The sequence below is a fragment of the Streptomyces sp. P9(2023) genome, assembly GCF_032436795.1.
In the GTDB taxonomy this organism is placed as follows: domain Bacteria; phylum Actinomycetota; class Actinomycetes; order Streptomycetales; family Streptomycetaceae; genus Streptomyces.
This window is the reverse complement of the sequence record NZ_JAUPWM010000002.1, coordinates 197,938-213,798: the sequence shown is the minus strand read 5'-3', so window position 1 is coordinate 213,798 and position 15,861 is coordinate 197,938. Positions and strand designations below refer to the sequence as shown.

Here is a 15,861-nt window from a genome sequence, read left to right as displayed (position 1 = left end):
TTCCGGACTTCCAGTTCTCCATGAAGCATGCCGTGACCCCACGCTGATTCTGCAAGCGAGCCGACGTGCTCGCGCTTCGGCCGCGCGCCCTTGCCGCGGGCGGCAGGACTCCCGTCCGAGGCAGGTCCAGCCCGGGGCGGCCGGCGTGATCGTCACTGCTCCCGCTGACCGGGCCCAGCAGCGCGACATGGAAGGGCTCGCGGGCTCGGATGCCTGGCTGCGGACACGCTCAAGTGGCGGGATACCCTTCCTGAGTACCTCGCGCCGCAGCGCGCCCACACTCCACCGAACCAGAAAGTCCGCACGGCATGGCAGGCACCCGCTCGACCGGCTCTGCATCCCCGGCTTCCCGGGTGACGCGCGGGCTGCGGACGGCGAGCCTGGGCGCCCTGTGCGTTCTGCTGCCGATGACCGTGCACCTTCTGGCGCAGGGGCACATCCCGAGGTGGCTGATTCTTGCGGGCCTTGCGGGTGTCGCAGGCGCCTGCGCGGCTTTCCTCTCGCGTCGAAGGCTTACGGACGAACAAATCCTCGTCGCGCTCGCCGGTGCTCAGCTGGCTTACCAGGCGGCCTACGCTCTCCCAGGAGTGTGCGCGGCTGTCGGAGCCTCCGGTGGATCGCCTTCCGCAGCGGGGCACGCCACGGTCTCAGGGGCTCCGCCGGAGGCGTTCCTCGCCGGTCATCTGATCATGGTCTTCCTGGCGGCGCGGCTGCTCGGAGTGGCTGATCGGCTGCATTGGCACACCCAGCCAGTGCTCGCGGCCGTCGAAGCACTCTTCCATTTCATTTGGCCGCTCCTGATCGGATCCGGGGTCGGCCCGAAGCCGACGCTCCGATCGTCGAAGAGCGATGCTCTACCTCGCTCAGCCCTGTTCGCCGGGCTGAACACGGGCCGTGCGCCGCCGCGTGGCCGGCGTGGCCTACATGGCCATGCCCCCCTCCTCGACCGGGCCGCGGCCCGCCGGTGGTCTCCGTACGCCCTCGCGGCGTAGACGCAGGAGCAGGCGCGGCGCGGCGTTCCCGACCTGCTCCGATCCGGGCGGGTCCACAGCGAGAGACCGTGAGCCCCCATGCATCCCCGAACGCCGGCGAGGCGTGCCGTTCCCGCAGCGGCGCGCGGCCTGGTTCTGCCCCTTGCCGCTGCGCTCGTCTGGGCCACCCCGACGCCCGCAGCGGCCCACACCGATCTCGTCTCCAGCGCACCCGCACAGGGAGCCTCCCTCGACGGGCCGCCGAGCAGCATCCGACTGACGTTCAGCGACGAGATGACCGAGCGCTACGCCAAGGTGGCCCTCACCGCACCGGACGGAACCCCGGCCGGCCAAGGCGACCCCCAGGTGGAGGGGAAGACCGCGACACTGACGGTGAAGTCGGGGCTGGGAGCCGGCCGGTACACGGTCGGCTACCGGGTCGTGTCCGCCGACGGTCACCCCGTCGCCGGCTCGTACTCCTTCACCGTCAAGGCGGCGAGCCCCACACCATCGATGTCCGCCAGCGCACCGGCGCCGCGGGTGAGCAACTCGCCGTCGGCCCCGGCCGCCGTCGGGCAGCCCTCGAAGTCCACGTCTACGGCAGGGCCCGTCCTCGTGGCACTGGGCGGGGCGCTCGTTGTCGCCGTCGGTGCCGTGATCGCGTGGCGGCGGAGGACTCGTCATGGCGGGTGACCGCATGCGAGCCCGCCGCCCCGCCGCTCTGCTGGCCGGCGCGAGCGCCCTGGCGGTGACCGTGGTGGTGCTGAGCCTCGGCCTTGCCGGCGGCGGCACCCAGCGGGTGCCTGGGATCGAGGACGCGGGTGAACTGACCGCGTGGGGCCTGCCGGTTGCCCGGGTGGCCAGCGACATCGCGTCGGCGGCCACGATCGGCGCCCTGCTCCTCGCGTCCGTTCTGCTGCCGAGCGGCCGTCGCCTGAACGAGGCACAGTCGCGATACGTGGTCGCCGCCTCCGTGGGCGCAGGCATCTGGGCCCTCGCGTCCTCGGCGTTGCTCGTGTTCACGCTCTCCGACCTCTTCGCCCAGCCGGTCGGCGCCGTCCTGGATCCGGCCGTCGTGGCGGACTTCGTCATCACCGATGCGCAGGGACGCTCCTACGCGATGATGACGGGCGTCGGCGTCGTCCTCGCGACCGTCGGCCTGGGCATCACCACGGTGCGCTGGGCCAGGGCGGCCCTCGTGCTCGCGCTCGCGGGAATCCTCCCGCCCGCGTTCACCGGTCACTCCGCCGCTGCCGCCAACCACGACGCCGCCGTCACGAGCCTCGCCCTCCATGTGGTCGGCGTGGCGGTGTGGGTCGGCGGTCTGGTCTTCCTCGTCGTCGCGGGCCTTCGCCGCGAGGAGGGCATGAGCGTCGCGGCCCGGCGGTTCAGCGTGCTGGCCGGCGGTGCATTCCTGGCCGTCGCGGCGAGTGGGTTGGTGAACGCCGTCGTCCGGCTGCCGTCTCCCGGCGTGCTGTTCACCAGCGCGTACGGGCTGATGGTGGTCGTCAAGCTGCTGGCGCTGGCGGTACTCGGGGGCCTGGGCTGGTGGCACCGGCGCCGCACGCTGAGCCTGCTCGGGGACGGGACACACCGACCGTTCCTCCGGATCGCGGTCGGCGAGGTGCTGATCATGGCGGCCGCGATGGGCCTGGCCGTCGCGCTGTCGCGCACTCCGGCGCCGGGGGCCGGCGGCTCCGAGCTGACGCCGGCGGAGGAGCTGCTCGGCTTCCCCATGCCGCCGCCCTTGGGGGACTTCCCCTGGACGCCCCTGTTCACGCAGTGGCACTTCGACCCGCTCTTCGCCTTCGGCACCGCCGCGGCGGGAGCTCTCTACGTCGCCGGGGTGCGCAAGCTGCGTGCGCGGGGCGACGCGTGGCCGGTGGGCCGCACGATCTCCTGGATGGCCGGCCTGGCGTTGACGGTGTTCACCACGATGAGCGGCCTGGCGGTGTACGGCAAGGTCATGATGAGCGTCCACATGGGGCAGCACATGGTCCTCGCCATGGCCGTCCCCATTCTGCTCGTCCTCGGGGCGCCGGCCACTCTCGCGCTGCGGGCATTGCCGTCGGCGGCCAAGGACGGCCCGTCCGGACCGCGCGAGGTCCTTCTCAGCCTGCTCCACAGCCGCTACGTGCGGATCATCTCCCACCCGGTGGTCGCAGGCGTCCTGTTCATCGGCAGCGCCTTCGTCGTCTACTACACCTCGCTGTTCGAGACGCTGATGCGCAGCCACCTCGGCCACATGGCGATGCTGATCCACTTCCTGGCGGTGGGGCTGCTCTTCTTCTGGGTGATCATCGGCATCGACCCGGGACCGCGCCGGCCGCCCCATCTGGGCCGCCTGTTCGTGCTGATCCTGACCATGCCGTTCCACTCCTGGTTCAGCATCTCGCTGATGAGCTCAGTCGAAGTCATCGGCGAGGGGTGGTGGAGTGATGTCGGGCGCCGCTGGGGACCGTCCCTGCTGGACGACCAGTACAACGGCGGCGCGATCGCCTGGGCGACCGGCGACATCCCCGTCCTGGTCACCACCATCATCCTGGCCATCCAGTGGGTTCGCTCCGACGCCCGGGAGGCGCGGCGCGTCGACCGCCAGATCGACCGGGGAGACAGCAACGACCCCTTGGCCGCCTACAACGCCTACCTTGCGAGCCTCCACGCACGCGACCGCGCGCCGCGGCTGCCCAAGGTCCCGGGACAGCCCGGTCCGGCGGCCTCCGACCACCCCACGCATGAGGACTCATGACCAAGCTGAAGAAGAACCTCCTGGCCGCCGGAGTGCTCCTGGCCGCCCTCGCCGTCGCTTTCGGCTCCTTCATGCTCTTTTCGCCGAAGGACACGAGCTCCGTGTCCGTGAGCGCCGAGCCCGCGGCTGACGCCAAGCCCGTACGGGACGACAGCCACAGGCTGACCTCGCCGGCGCGCAGTGAGCTGACGGTCGTCGAGTTCCTCGACTTCGAATGCGAAGGATGCGGCGCGGCCCATCCGATCGTGGAGAAGCTTCGCGCCGAGTACAAGGACCGGGTGACGTTCGTCGCCCGCTACTTCCCCATGCCGGGCCACCGCAACAGCACGACCGCCGCGCTCGCGGTCGAAGCGGCCGCTCAGCAGGGCAAGTTCGAACCCATGTACAGCAAGCTGTTCGGCACCCAGAAGGAGTGGGGCGAGGCGCAGGACTCCAAGGCCGGGCTCTTCCGCACCTTCGCGGAAGGGCTGGGACTGGACATGACGAAGTACGACGCCGTCGTGAAGGCCCCGGCGACGCTGGAACGCGTCAAGGCGGATCAGAAGGACGGCCTCGGGCTCGGCGTCCAGGGGACGCCCACCTTCTTCGTCGACGGCGTGAAGATCCAGACTCCTCGTTCCTATGAGGAGTTCAAGGCCCTCATCGACTCCCGGCTGGCGCGATGACCCCCGCTGGGGAGCCTGCCTCTCCTCTTGAGTGCTCGCTCCGCGCACCGTACGAGACAGGACCCCTCGCGATGTCGACCAAACTGACCACGACCTACGACGAGCGCCTCACGGCTCCGCGCTCCTACTGGCTGATCGCCGTCTTGATCGGCTTCGCCTCGGCGCTCATCGTCTTCCCGTACGGCGGCCTGGCCGCGCTCGCGGGATTCGCGGTCGGCACAGTGGTGGCCTGCTCGTGGGTGAACACGCAGGGCTCCTCGCGGATCAGGATCGTGGGCAACCTGCTCGTCGCCGACGACGCCCGCGTCCCCCTTTCGGCCCTCGGGGAGGTGGAAGCCCTGGAGGGGGAGGAGGCCCGTGCCTGGCGCACGTACAAGGCCGACCTGCGGGCGCACATGCTCATGCGCGGCTTCGTGACCGGCGCTGTCCGGATCGAGGTGGTCGACCCCGACGACCCGACGCCGTACCTCTACCTGTCCACGCGTTCGCCCCAGGCACTCAGCGACGCGATCGACGCGGCCCGGAACAAGTGAGAGAGGCGCGCTGCACACGCCCTTGTTCCGTAGCTGACTAGGATCTGCCCACCATGAGGACTCCACCGTCGACACGCACCTCGATTCGTCCCCACCGGGGGACGCGTACGGTCGTGAGCTTGGTGTGCGCCCTCGCTGCTCTGTTCCTGGCGGTGGTGGTCTGCCACCCGACGGTGGGAGGACAGCCCGACCGTCCCGCCGGCGCGACGTTCGTGGCGGTAGGGAACCTGTCGGAGCACGGATCGGGCGAGGTCGTCCGCGGGTGTGTGAACCACCAGCCGGGGGATCGGTGCGTCACCGGACTGCAGCACCTGCCGAGAGCCGTGTTTCCGGATGCAGGCGATGCGCTTGCGCCGGTTGCCGATTCAGTGGTGACGACGGCACGGTACGTGGTGACGGCTTCCCCCAGGGTGCGGCAGGAGGCATTCGGGGTCGATCTTCACGTGCTGCAGGTACAGCGGATCTAGCGAGGCCCGGCCGCGTCCCAGCCGACGCGGCCTTCCGGCTTCCCACCCTGATCCGCGAACCGCCCTGTCCGGGGCGTTGAAGGAGTCCGCCCATGTCGCCCAGCAAGTCCTCGGCTGCTGCCGCCGCCCGGCGCGAGAAGCTCGAAGAGGTACGCCGCGCCCAGCGAGCGCGCGATCGCCGCAACAAGATCATCACCGTGTCCGTCTGCGCGGCCATCTTCGCCGCCCTCGCCGGGGCTACCACGTATCTGCTCTTCACGATCAAGGGTGAGGAGAAGAAGAAGGAGCAGGCCCTGACCTCCCCGGTCGACGGCGAGAAGAGCTGGGACAAGCTCACCCAGAACCATGTCGGCACGCCGGTGAAGTACGCCATGACGCCGGCGGCCGGTGGTGATCACGCGCAGGCGTGGATGAACTGCGACGGCAACGTCTACGGCAAGGAGATCCCGCAGGAGAACGCCGTACACGCGCTGGAGCACGGCGCCGTGTGGATCACCTACAGCCCCAAGGCCGCCTCCGGGGACGTGAAGTCGCTGCAGGACAAGGTGAAGAAGACGCCGTACACGCTGATGAGCCCGCACGCCCAGCAGACCGGACCGATCACGCTGAGCGCCTGGGGCAAGCAGCTCACCGTCGACAAGGCTTCGGACCCGCGCGTGTCCGCGTTCCTGACCAAGTACGTCCAGGGCAAGCAGACCCCCGAACCGGGAGCGGCCTGCACGAACGGGCTGACCGCGTGAGCGTCCGCCTGTACCCGGGGCACTGGGGGGTGTGGGCCGTGGCGGGGCTGGTGCTCTGCACCGCCGCGCTCGCCTTCGTCATCGGCCGAGCGACCGAATCAGGCGACGCAGGGGAGCCGACCGTCGCCACCGCGGCGGACACCGGCTTCTCCCGCGACATGGCTGCTCACCATCAGCAGGCCGTGGAGATGTCCTTCCTCGTACGGGACAACACCACCGACGACGAAGTGCGGCGGCTCGCCTTCGACGTCATCAACACCCAGGCCAACCAACGCGGCATGATGCTTGGCTGGCTGGACATGTGGGAGGCCCCGAAGGTGACCGGCGAGGGGGCCATGAGCTGGATGGCAGGGCACAGTGCCGGCAGCGGTATGGGCCAGACCGAGATGCCGGGCATGGCGACGCGTGCCCAGCTCGAACAGCTGCGCAAAGCCGAGGGCCGCGCGGCCGAAGTGCTGTACCTGCAGCTGATGATCCCCCATCATCAGGGCGGGGTGAAGATGGCCGAGGCTGCCGTCAAACAGGCGAAGAACCCTCAGGTCAGGGCGCTCGCGGAGGGCATCGTCAGGGCCCAGCAGTCGGAGATCTCCCTGATGCGGGACATGCTCGCCCAGCGCGGAGCAAAGCCCGTGGTGGCGGCGAGCCCATCGCCCGGACACCACTGAGTGGATGCCGGGCGGGTCGGCCACGCAGGCAGCCCGCCCGGCACGTCGAGCCGGCTAGAAGCCGACGGGCTCTTCGCTGTGATCGATCGGCTCGACCTGAATCGTGGGGTGTGTGACCCCGTACCTGTCGGCCAGGATGCTCCTGCTTTCGTCGAGCACAGCGTGCCAGTCGGCACCGTCCTTGATGACGATGTGGGCGGACGCCGCTTCCATGCCGCTCGTGATGGTCCAGATGTGCAGATCGTGGACCTCCTCGACGCCCACGATCGCGGCGAGTTCACGCTGTGCCGCCTCGACGTCGACGCCGGGAGGCGCCACCTCCATGATGATGCGCAGGGCCTGGCGCAACAGCTTCCATGTGCGGGGCAGGATGAACAGGCCGATCGCGGCACCGACGATGGGGTCGGCGTACTGGAAGCCGGTCGTGGCGATGACGATCGCGCCGATGATGACGCCGACCGAGCCGAGCATGTCGGAGAGCACTTCGAGATAGGCGCCCTTGACGTTGAGGCTCTCCTTCGAACCGGCCGTGAGCAGTCGGAACGCGATGATGTTGACGATCAGGCCGATCGAGGAGACGACGAGCATGGGCACACCCATGACCTCGGGCGGGTTCTGGAACCGTTCGACCGCCTCGTACAGGACGTAGAAGGCGACGCCGAAAAGCAGCAGGCCGTTGATGATCGCGGCCAGCACCTCAAGACGGTAGGTGCCGTACGTGCGTTGCCCTGCGGCTGGACGCTTCGCGAGGTGGATGGCGGCGAGGGCCAACCCGAGTCCGAGGACGTCCGTGCCCATGTGCGCCGCGTCGCTGATGAGCGCGAGTGACCCTGTGGTGATGCCGGCGGCCACCTCGACCACGGCATACGCGGCCGTGACCGCGAACGCGATGGCCAGTGGTTTCTGGTGGCGCTCACCCGCGCTGCCGATCCTCGGGCCGTGCGCGTGCCCGTCACCACCGTCCGACCCCGGTGTGGAGCCGTGGCTGTGGTCGTGTCCCATCGTTGCCCTTCCCGTTCCGTCTGGCACGTGCGCGTGATGTCGTCGAGATCGTGTCGTCTGTGTGCTTCGAGGCCCTGGAGCCAGGGCCTCGAAGCGGCGCGAAGCAGTCTCGTCAGGCCCTGCCTCCCACACCGTTCCGTCCGACTCCGGGCACGAAGCGGCCGGCCCGGGCCGTATACGCGACATAGTCAGGCCCGTGGAGCCGGGAGAGGTACGGCTCTTCCACGATGCGGACCTGGAGCTGGACAGCCGCGATCAGCGTCAGCCAGGTGAGTACGGCGACCACGTTCGGGACCATCAGGGCGAGCCCGGCCGCTGTCACGACCATGGCGGTGAAGACGGGGTTGCGTACATGCGCGAACAGCCCCGACGTCACGAGGTCGGTGCGCTCCGATGCGTCCACACCGACTCGCCACGAGGAGCCCATGGTGCTCTGAGCAACCAGCGTCGCAGCGATACCGGCGACGGCTACGAGCAGCCCCGCCCACTGAACGGGAGTGGTCTCCAGGCCGAAGATCGAGTCGAGGCCGACGAGAGCCGCGACAGGGGCCACCGCACCGCCGACCAGGGAGAGGACGAACAGCACTCCGGCCCACCAGGACGCCGATCCCGGACGTCCCGAGATCCCCCGGAACCCGGCGTCCCCTGTACGGCGACGCTGCATCGCGGCCCGTACACCGAAGGCGATGACCGCCCAGCCGAGGAAGAGGACGAGCGCCGCCCAGGCCCAGCCGTTCATCGGGTCGCCTCCGCTCGCTCGTCGGCGCAGCAGGAACCGCCGGTGGTGCCGCAGGCGCCCTGGCCGGAGGCCGCGGGCACCGCGGACGATGCCGCCGGCGCGCAGCACCCCTTGCCCTGCCACGCGTCGCGGCCTTCCTTGACCGCGATCGCGGCGATGACGAGCGCGGCGATCGGGTCGGCCCAGGACCAGCCGAAGGCCGCGTTCAGGACCAGCCCCACCAGCACCACGGCGGACAGGTACGTGCACAGGAGGGTCTGCTTGGAGTCGGCCACGGCGGAAGCCGAACCGAGTTCGCGTCCGGCGCGACGCTGGGCGGCGGACAGGAACGGCATGACCGCGAGCGACAGGGCGGCCAGGGCGATGCCCGGCAGGGAGCTTTCGGCCTCGCCGGTGCTGGTGAGCGCGCGGACGGCGTCGACGGACACGTACGCGGCGAGTGCGAAGAAGGAGACGGCGATGATGCGCAGCGTGCGGTGCTCGCGTGCTTCGCGCACCGCGTGGTCGCGGGCGGAGAACTGCCATGCGACGGCGGCCGCGGACGAGACCTCGATGACCGAGTCCAGTCCGAAGCCGATCAGTGCCGTCGACGAGGCGAGCGACCCTGCGGTGAGGGCGACGGCGGCCTCGATGACGTTATAGGCGATGGTCGCCGCCACCAGCAGGCGTATGCGGCGGGCGAGCACATCCCGGCGCGCGGGGGACGGCCCGAGAGAGAGTACGGTCATCAGCAGCAGCCCTTCTCGTCGGCCTCGGCGCACGTCCGCTCCGCCGCCACCGTCACGACGGCGGCGCGCAGGTCGTCCAGGGCGTGGCCCAGCCGGGCGTCGGCGAGTTCGTAACGGCTGCGCCGGCCTTCGGGGATCGCGACGACGAGGCCGCAGTCCCGCAGGCACGCCAGGTGGTTCGACAGGCGTGTCCGGGAGATGTCCAGCTTCTCCGCCAGGTCGGCCGGGTAGGCGGGCGCCTGACGGAGTTCCAGCAGCAGGCGACTGCGGATGGGATCGGCGAGCGCGCGGCCGAACCGCGCCAGCACTTCGGTTTCCTCGGCAAGAATCAGCACCCACATAAAGTACAGCGAATCCTGGATTCAGGGAACGCTGAACTGTAGTGCTCACGCTGCGCTCAGACTGGCCGGATTCGGCCCACTCCATCGGGTGTTCAAGTGCGGCTGACGTGGGTGACGCAAGGTAGCTTGTTGATCACTTTGCGACATGTCGAGTGGGATCGTGGCCGTTCCGAGCGGCGCGGTGGGCTGGTCGTCCTGGTGACAACCGCCCTGATCGCGCTGCTCTTCAGCGTGTGCGGGCACGGCGGCCACCACCGGATCGCGACGCCAGAAGCCACTCCCCCCATGACGACGCACGCCACCCACGCCACGGTGATGGTGGGGTGCTCCAAAGGCGGCACGGAATGCGGCCACGGGCATGACGAGCACCTCGCCGCCCCGGCGCAGGAGCGATGGACTCCTCAGCCGCTGACGGAACTGCTTGATACTTCGGAGCCCTCAGCCGCTGCTTCGAAGATGAGCGCGGACCCGTCCACGGTCGTCTCTCGACGCGGCGAATCGGGCCGCGACGTCCTCTCCAGAGTGTGTGTGATCCGTACGTAGAAGGGCCCACCCCCTCACGGGCTCCGGCCTGAGGGGCTCTTCGCGTCCCCGCACCCCTCACGGCACCAGAAGACGCCTCGCCACGAGGCGTACCACGGCGTGCCGTGCAGCACGGAAGACACCCACACCATGAACGACGTCTCCTGCCCCGCCCCCGCGACGCCCTACCCTCAGGGTGTTCTCGGCGCCGTCGGCAACACCCCACTCCTCTGGATCGACAAGCCCTTCGCCACCGCGCCGCGCGGCTTCTGGGCCAAGCTCGAAGGCTTCAACCCGGGCGGCATCAAGGACCGCACCGCCTTGTACATGGTCGACCGGGCCCGCGAGCGCGGCGAACTGCGCCCCGGCGCCCCCATCGTCGAATCGACCTCCGGGACGCTCGGCCTCGGCCTCGCGCTGGCCGGCGTCCTGCACGGCCACCCCGTCCACCTGGTCACGGACCCGGGCATGGAACCGATCATGGAGCGCATGCTCGCGGCACATGGCGCCGTGCTCCACATCGTGACCGAGCCGCACGCGGAGGGCGGCTGGCAGGAGGCGCGCCGTCAGAAAGTCGCCGAGCTCCTGGCCGACCTGCCCGGAGCCTGGTGCCCTGACCAGTACCACAACCCCGACAACGTCCTCGCCTATGGACCCCTGGCCGCCGAGCTCGCCGAGCGACTCGGCACCATCGACATCCTGGTCTGCGCGGTCGGCACCGGCGGGCACTCCGCGGGCATCACCCGCGGCCTTCGCACGACCATGCCGGACCTCAGCCTCGTCGGGGTCGACACCGTTGGCTCGACCATCTTCGGCCAGCCCGCACGGCCCAGGCTGATGCGCGGCCTCGGGTCCTCCATCTACCCACGCAACGTCGACTACTCGGCCTTCGAGGAGATCCACTGGGTGGCCCCCGCCGAAGCGGTCTGGTCCGCCCGTCGCCTGGCCGAGCGGCAGTTCGCCACCGGCGGGTGGAGCGTCGGCGCCGTCGCGCTGGTGGCCGGATGGCTCGCCCGCACGCGGCCCGAAGGCACCCGTATCGCCGCCGTTTTCCCGGACGGCCCCCACCGCTATTTCGACACCGTCTTCAACGACGACTACTGCCGGGCCAACCAGCTTCTCGACGCCGCGCCACCGGACGAGCCGGACACCATCGACGAACCGAGCGCCCGCGAAGTCACCCGCTGGACCCGCTGCGCCACCGTCACAGACCCCATTCCCCTCGCACACACCACCGGAGCCGCACGGTGAAGACCACCTGGCACCAGTACCGGTCCTTCGACGCCACGGTGCAGCTGCTGCTCGTCAACCAGTTCACCATCAACCTCGGCTTCTACATGCTCATGCCCTATCTGGCCGCCCACCTCTCGGAAGGGCTGGCCATGGCCACTTGGGCGGTCGGCCTCATCCTCGGGGTACGCAACCTCTCGCAGCAGGGCATGTTCCTGGTCGGCGGGGCCCTCGCCGACCGCTTCGGCTACAAGCCCCTGATCGTCGCCGGGTGTGCTCTGCGCACCGTCGGCTTCGCCGCGCTGGCCTTCGCCGACTCGCTCGCCGCGCTCGTAGCCGCCTCCGCCGCGACAGGGCTGGCCGGTGCGCTGTTCAATCCGGCCGTCCGCGCCTACTTGGCGGCCGAGTCGGGCGAGCGCCGGGTGGAAGCCTTCGCCCTGTTCAACGTCTTCTACCAGACCGGCATCCTGCTCGGCCCGCTCGTCGGGCTCGCGCTGACAGCCGTCTCGTTCCCCGCCACGTGCATCGCGGCCGCCGCGCTCTTCTCTGTCCTCACGGTGCTCCAGCTGCGCAAGCTCCCGGAGAACCGAGGAACGCCCCGCGCGGATCGGCCTGCGCTGCGCGAGCAGGCCGGCACGGTCCTCCGCAATCGGCCGTTCTGGCTCTTCGCGGGGGCGATGACCGGCTCGTACGTCCTCTCGTTCCAGATCTACCTGGCGCTGCCCCTCGAAACGGAACGCCTTGTCGGCAACGGCGATTTCGCCATGGTGGCCACGAGCGCTCTGTTCGTCGTCTCCGGCCTCGTCGCCCTGCTCGGCCAGACGCGCATCACAGCATGGTGCAAGCGGAACTGGGCACCGAGCCGATGTCTCGTGACAGGGATGATGATCATGGGAGGAGCTTTCCTCGCGCCCATGCTCACAGCATCCTCCGCGCCGGCATCCGCAGGACCGCGAACGGCGCTGGCCATCGTGCCGCTCCTCATCTGCGCCGCGCTGCTCGCCGTCGCGACAGCGGTGCTCTATCCGTTCGAGATGGACACCATCGTCGAGCTCTCCGGCGGGCGATGGGTCGCCACGCATTACGGGCTCTACAACACCGTGTGCGGAATCGGCATCACCCTCGGCAACCTCGCAACGGGAGCCCTCCTGGACGCGGCGCGCGCCGCGGACTTCTCCGTACTGCCGTGGATGGTGCTCGCCGTGATCGGCGTCGGAAGCGCGGGTGCGCTTGCCGCGCTGGCCCGCACGGGACGCCTCCCCGCTGCCGAGCCGGTAACCGTCAAGGTGTGAACGGCGGTTGGGGCGGCCCTAGCATGCCCACCGTCGCCCGCGACGCGGGCTCTGGTGGTGCTTGCGCAGCCTGACGATGGCCCTCGCGGCTGGGAGGGTGGCTGGATCTCCTTCGATACCTCCTGACAAGCAGTCGATGGTGGGCGGATGTTCGTCGTCGAAGACGGTGGCAGGGACCGTGGCAGGTCCCGCCATCGTCTGCACTGGGAACGAGGACGGGCAGGCCCGTCACGTCGATGGCGGTGCGATGCGGATGCTCTTCTGCAGGGTGACCTGGTCCACGTCGGTGGTGCGTACCGTGATGTTCATGGTCCACACCCCCGGCATGGGCAACCGCAGGTCGTAACTGGCCCAGTACCCCTTCCGGTCCTTCAGCCCGGCATCGAGCGGGCCGATCCGGTCCTCGCGCTGCGTGAGGGTGAGGCGAAGCTCAGGGACAGCGGAGATGCCGCCGTCGGCCGCGTACACAACGGCTTCGACCGTGTTCTCGCCGACGCGGCCAGGTGCCAGAGTGATCAGGACCTTGCCGCGATTATTCGGCGAGCCCATGTCGAACGGGACCATGATCACCTTGGCGAGGGGCTCCTGCGCGGCGGCGGCGGTTGCGGTCCCTTCAGCGGCACGGCTGGGCTGGGTGCCGGTCAGCACGGTGGTGATCGCCAGGACGACGACGCCGAGGACGGCTTCGGTGGTTGCCGACCGGCGCAGGCGGCGCCAATACAGGTCCGATTCGAAACCCGGCGGATTGGCGTCGCCGGCCCGCGCATCCGGGGCAGGCGAATCGACTGTGGTGACGCCGCCGACGGCAATGTCGGGCGAGGCCGGCCCTCCGACGGTCTGCGCGAGGCGGACCCGCTCGGGCACCGGCACCGGCACGGCTTCCAGGGCCGGCCGAGGCCGATGGAGCAGGCGCGCGGTCCGGCGGCGGGAGAACGACGCCGCCCACAGCAGAAGGACCACGGCGGCGACCTTGAGGGTGAGGGTCCTGCCGTACGACGTGTCGGTCAGCGCCGCCCAGGAACCCACTTGCCGCCAGGACTGGTACACGCCAGTGGCCAGCAGGACGGCAACCGCGGTGAACGCCACGGTCGAGAAGCGGTTGATGTCGGATGCCGGGAGCCGGTCAGCGGGCGGTAGCCGGTACATGCCGACGACCAGTGCGGTCAGGCCGCCCAGCCACACGGCCATGGCCAGCAGGTGCAGGACAGCGACAGCGATGGCCAGCGGCACCTGGGTACCTGCGGAGGCGTGCTGGGTGGCGGCCCAGGTGACAGCCAGCCCCACGGCGAGCAACGCACCGACCACACGGATGGCGAGTTCCCGCCGGGGCGTTCGCTCCTGTCGGCGCTCCGATCGTGCCGTCATCCGCTTGAGGAGAACCGCGGTGGCCGCGAGCAGTACGAGCCGTGCGACGAGAGCCTTGCCTGTTCTCCCGGTCATGGTGTCGCCCAGCAACGAGAGGTCGAACACCGAGGTCAGTGCCCGTCCCGTCTCGTACGGACCGCGCAGCAGCAACAGGACAACGGTGGCGACCGTCAGCGTCGTCCACCCGGTCACCATCAACCTGGCAACGGGGCGCTGAGCTGTCCCGGCGGGGCAGATGAAGGTGAACGCGGCAACGCCGATGAGAAGGGCGAGGCCACCGTAGGCGAGATAGCGGAACAAGCCGTACAACCGATTGGCTGCGCTGTCGTCCGGCGAGGCGCTCGGCAACACGGCCTTCGTCTCGGAGGGTTTACCGATGGAGAAGGTGAACGCGCCGGAGATCGTGTGACTGTCCGCGGAGACCACGCGCCAGGCAACCGTGTAGGTGCCCTGGGCCAGCTTTCCCGGCAGCGCCACCCGCGCGGCGTTCGCCTTGCCGTCCGGGCGTTCTGGAGGAAGCGGGTTCACGCGCTCGTTGTCGGGCGACAGCACGCGCAGCGAGCCGTCGGGGAAACTGACCGCCTCGGTGAAGGTGAGCGTGACTTGGTTCGGAGCTGTCGTGACGACGGATCGGTCTTCGGGGTCGGAGGAACTCAGAGCGGCATGGGCGGAGGCGGACCCCGCGCCGCCCAAGAGAAGGGCGAGTACGGTGCCGACCAGGGCCATGACGGTCAGCGATTTCCGTGCCGGTCGCGATCTCGTGGGCATGATCGGCAGTCTCCAGGGCGGCGCCGCGGGCGCGGCGTCCGGGATCGATCGGGCGGGGCAGGAGCCGGACGGTGTGAGCGTCCTGGGCGTCAGGACGAGCTCGGGGTGGAGGCGGGGCCCATGCCGGTCATTCGGATGACGCTGCCGCCGAGCGTGGAGCGCAACTGCTCGAGCAGCTTCGGCTGGGCGCTGATCACCCAGCGCGGTCCGACCAGATAGGTGCCCTGGTACATGCTGCTGGTGTCCAGCCATGTTCGTTGGTGCTTCTCCTTGGGGAACGTGGTGATGAGGTAGGCGCCGCGCTCGGTGCGGCAGACGCCGTCGCGGAGCTCTTCGGCCTCGACACGGATCTCGACCTTGCATTTCGTGAGGCTCGCGATGACTTCGACCTTTGCCGGCGCGACGATCTGGGCCTCTCGGGCGGAAATCGTCGGTTTCTTCGACGACTTGCTCCTGGCCGCCGCGTCGTCCTCGCCCCCGCCGCACGCCGCGGTCAGGAGGATGAGGGCCAGGCTTCCGGCGAGTGCGGCGCGGCGGACCAGCCGGGCGGGGGTCGAGGGGCCGCCGGTGCGTGGTCGCGGTCGTTGCTGAGGCACGTCGCTGCTCCGTCTCCAGGTTGATTCCCCTCCGCGGGGGCAGACAGGGGGACGACATGGAGTACGGGTGAAGACCCGGAGGTGTTCAGATGTGTCACCGCGAGCCCGTGGTGAGGCTGGGCCCCCGCCCCACGGGCCCACACATGCTCAAGCGCGGGCGGTGGGTTGGCCTCCCGATCCGGCTGGACGGTGCGCGCGCCGTGTTGGTCCGTCTCGACCGCTGTCACTGTCTCCTGTCCCATTTGTCGAGGACGGCTTCCTCGACAGCGACAGCGGCATTCTGTTCATCGGCACTGAAGCCGAGAAGCACTTAGGGCGACGGCACTTCATGGAGTTGACCCCTCCTTCGCCGCACCGGCCGAGTTCGCGGTGCTCGCCAAACCCACTGAGATCGGAACCACCGCCCCCATCGTCCTCGCCGAAGTACGCCCAGCCCCACACCGCCTGCTCTTGGCAGGCCGCAGCTGGCGGTTCCCCTTCATCGACTG

Annotated in this window: 16 protein-coding genes; 10 read left to right on the top strand and 6 right to left on the bottom strand. The window is 69.7% G+C overall.

Annotated elements, in window-relative coordinates; genetic code table 11:
* The first annotated feature begins 1,070 nt into the window (after positions 1–1,070).
* The 7 genes from Q5762_RS03440 (at position 1,071) to Q5762_RS03410 (ending at position 6,790) form a co-directional block, all read left to right on the top strand.
* On the top strand, positions 1,071–1,664 hold the full coding sequence (locus Q5762_RS03440) for a copper resistance protein CopC (protein WP_315890406.1): 594 nt from the start codon (positions 1,071–1,073) through the stop codon (positions 1,662–1,664).
* Positions 1,654–3,720 (top strand): cytochrome c oxidase assembly protein, encoded by a 2,067-nt coding sequence (locus Q5762_RS03435; RefSeq protein WP_315890405.1) that lies wholly within the window; start codon positions 1,654–1,656, stop codon positions 3,718–3,720. The genes Q5762_RS03440 and Q5762_RS03435 overlap by 11 nt, the downstream gene beginning before the upstream one ends.
* Complete coding sequence (locus Q5762_RS03430) at positions 3,717–4,385, top strand: thioredoxin domain-containing protein (protein WP_315890404.1); 669 nt, start codon at positions 3,717–3,719, stop codon at positions 4,383–4,385. Before Q5762_RS03435 ends, Q5762_RS03430 begins: the two co-directional genes overlap by 4 nt.
* Before the next feature lie 71 nt (positions 4,386–4,456).
* Positions 4,457–4,918, top strand: a complete 462-nt coding sequence (locus tag Q5762_RS03425) for a DUF3093 domain-containing protein (protein WP_315890403.1) — start codon at positions 4,457–4,459, stop codon at positions 4,916–4,918.
* A 119-nt stretch (positions 4,919–5,037) separates the two neighbouring features.
* The gene (locus Q5762_RS03420; protein WP_315890402.1) at positions 5,038–5,385 is read left to right on the top strand and encodes a hypothetical protein; all 348 of its coding nucleotides are present in this window, start codon (positions 5,038–5,040) and stop codon (positions 5,383–5,385) included.
* Between the two features lie 92 nt (positions 5,386–5,477).
* On the top strand, positions 5,478–6,125 hold the full coding sequence (locus Q5762_RS03415) for a DUF3105 domain-containing protein (protein ID WP_315890401.1): 648 nt from the start codon (positions 5,478–5,480) through the stop codon (positions 6,123–6,125).
* A complete protein-coding gene (locus Q5762_RS03410; protein ID WP_315890400.1) occupies positions 6,122–6,790 on the top strand; it encodes a DUF305 domain-containing protein in 669 nt (222 codons plus the stop codon). Before Q5762_RS03415 ends, Q5762_RS03410 begins: the two co-directional genes overlap by 4 nt.
* Positions 6,791–6,844: 54 nt before the next feature.
* On the opposite strand, the gene Q5762_RS03405 is transcribed toward Q5762_RS03410, so the two are convergent.
* The 4 genes from Q5762_RS03405 to Q5762_RS03390 all read right to left on the bottom strand — a co-directional run bounded on the left by Q5762_RS03405 (position 6,845) and on the right by Q5762_RS03390 (position 9,600).
* Complete coding sequence (locus tag Q5762_RS03405; protein ID WP_315890399.1) at positions 6,845–7,792, bottom strand: cation diffusion facilitator family transporter; 948 nt, start codon at positions 7,790–7,792, stop codon at positions 6,845–6,847.
* A 112-nt stretch (positions 7,793–7,904) separates the two neighbouring features.
* The gene (locus tag Q5762_RS03400) at positions 7,905–8,531 is read right to left on the bottom strand and encodes an isoprenylcysteine carboxylmethyltransferase family protein (RefSeq protein ID WP_315890398.1); all 627 of its coding nucleotides are present in this window, start codon (positions 8,529–8,531) and stop codon (positions 7,905–7,907) included.
* A complete protein-coding gene (locus Q5762_RS03395) occupies positions 8,528–9,259 on the bottom strand; it encodes a cation transporter (RefSeq protein ID WP_315890397.1) in 732 nt (243 codons plus the stop codon). The genes Q5762_RS03400 and Q5762_RS03395 overlap by 4 nt, the downstream gene beginning before the upstream one ends.
* Complete coding sequence (locus Q5762_RS03390) at positions 9,259–9,600, bottom strand: ArsR/SmtB family transcription factor (protein ID WP_399494330.1); 342 nt, start codon at positions 9,598–9,600, stop codon at positions 9,259–9,261. Before Q5762_RS03390 ends, Q5762_RS03395 begins: the two co-directional genes overlap by 1 nt.
* A gap of 129 nt (positions 9,601–9,729) precedes the next feature.
* Here Q5762_RS03390 and Q5762_RS03385 point away from each other — a divergent pair, with 129 nt between their 5' ends.
* From Q5762_RS03385 to Q5762_RS03375, 3 genes are all read left to right on the top strand, one after another.
* A complete protein-coding gene (locus Q5762_RS03385) occupies positions 9,730–10,143 on the top strand; it encodes a hypothetical protein (RefSeq protein WP_315890395.1) in 414 nt (137 codons plus the stop codon).
* Positions 10,144–10,272: 129 nt separating this feature from the next.
* Positions 10,273–11,373 (top strand): PLP-dependent cysteine synthase family protein, encoded by a 1,101-nt coding sequence (locus Q5762_RS03380; protein WP_315890394.1) that lies wholly within the window; start codon positions 10,273–10,275, stop codon positions 11,371–11,373.
* Positions 11,370–12,644: an MFS transporter gene (locus Q5762_RS03375; protein WP_315890393.1), complete on the top strand. Its 1,275-nt coding sequence runs from the start codon at positions 11,370–11,372 to the stop codon at positions 12,642–12,644. Before Q5762_RS03380 ends, Q5762_RS03375 begins: the two co-directional genes overlap by 4 nt.
* Before the next feature lie 228 nt (positions 12,645–12,872).
* Here Q5762_RS03375 and Q5762_RS03370 read toward each other — a convergent pair whose 3' ends face one another.
* Together Q5762_RS03370 and Q5762_RS03365 are read right to left on the bottom strand one after the other, a co-directional pair.
* On the bottom strand, positions 12,873–14,777 hold the full coding sequence (locus Q5762_RS03370; protein ID WP_315890392.1) for a copper resistance protein CopC: 1,905 nt from the start codon (positions 14,775–14,777) through the stop codon (positions 12,873–12,875).
* 89 nt (positions 14,778–14,866) lie between these two features.
* Positions 14,867–15,373: a hypothetical protein gene (locus Q5762_RS03365; RefSeq protein WP_315890391.1), complete on the bottom strand. Its 507-nt coding sequence runs from the start codon at positions 15,371–15,373 to the stop codon at positions 14,867–14,869.
* Positions 15,374–15,861 lie beyond the last annotated feature (488 nt).

Excerpts from the sequence above, each read along its gene's own strand:
- Q5762_RS03440 (WP_315890406.1), top strand. The coding sequence starts at position 1,071 with ATGCATCCCCGAACGCCGGCGAGGCGTGCCGTTCCCGCAGCGGCGCGC.
- Q5762_RS03435 (WP_315890405.1), top strand. The coding sequence starts at position 1,654 with ATGGCGGGTGACCGCATGCGAGCCCGCCGCCCCGCCGCTCTGCTGGCC.
- Q5762_RS03430 (WP_315890404.1), top strand. The coding sequence starts at position 3,717 with ATGACCAAGCTGAAGAAGAACCTCCTGGCCGCCGGAGTGCTCCTGGCC.
- Q5762_RS03425 (WP_315890403.1), top strand. The coding sequence starts at position 4,457 with ATGTCGACCAAACTGACCACGACCTACGACGAGCGCCTCACGGCTCCG.
- Q5762_RS03415 (WP_315890401.1), top strand. The coding sequence starts at position 5,478 with ATGTCGCCCAGCAAGTCCTCGGCTGCTGCCGCCGCCCGGCGCGAGAAG.
- Q5762_RS03405 (WP_315890399.1), bottom strand. The coding sequence starts at position 7,792 with ATGGGACACGACCACAGCCACGGCTCCACACCGGGGTCGGACGGTGGT.
- Q5762_RS03400 (WP_315890398.1), bottom strand. The coding sequence starts at position 8,531 with ATGAACGGCTGGGCCTGGGCGGCGCTCGTCCTCTTCCTCGGCTGGGCG.
- Q5762_RS03395 (WP_315890397.1), bottom strand. The coding sequence starts at position 9,259 with ATGACCGTACTCTCTCTCGGGCCGTCCCCCGCGCGCCGGGATGTGCTC.
- Q5762_RS03390 (WP_399494330.1), bottom strand. The coding sequence starts at position 9,600 with ATGTGGGTGCTGATTCTTGCCGAGGAAACCGAAGTGCTGGCGCGGTTC.
- Q5762_RS03380 (WP_315890394.1), top strand. The coding sequence starts at position 10,273 with ATGAACGACGTCTCCTGCCCCGCCCCCGCGACGCCCTACCCTCAGGGT.
- Q5762_RS03370 (WP_315890392.1), bottom strand. The coding sequence starts at position 14,777 with ATGCCCACGAGATCGCGACCGGCACGGAAATCGCTGACCGTCATGGCC.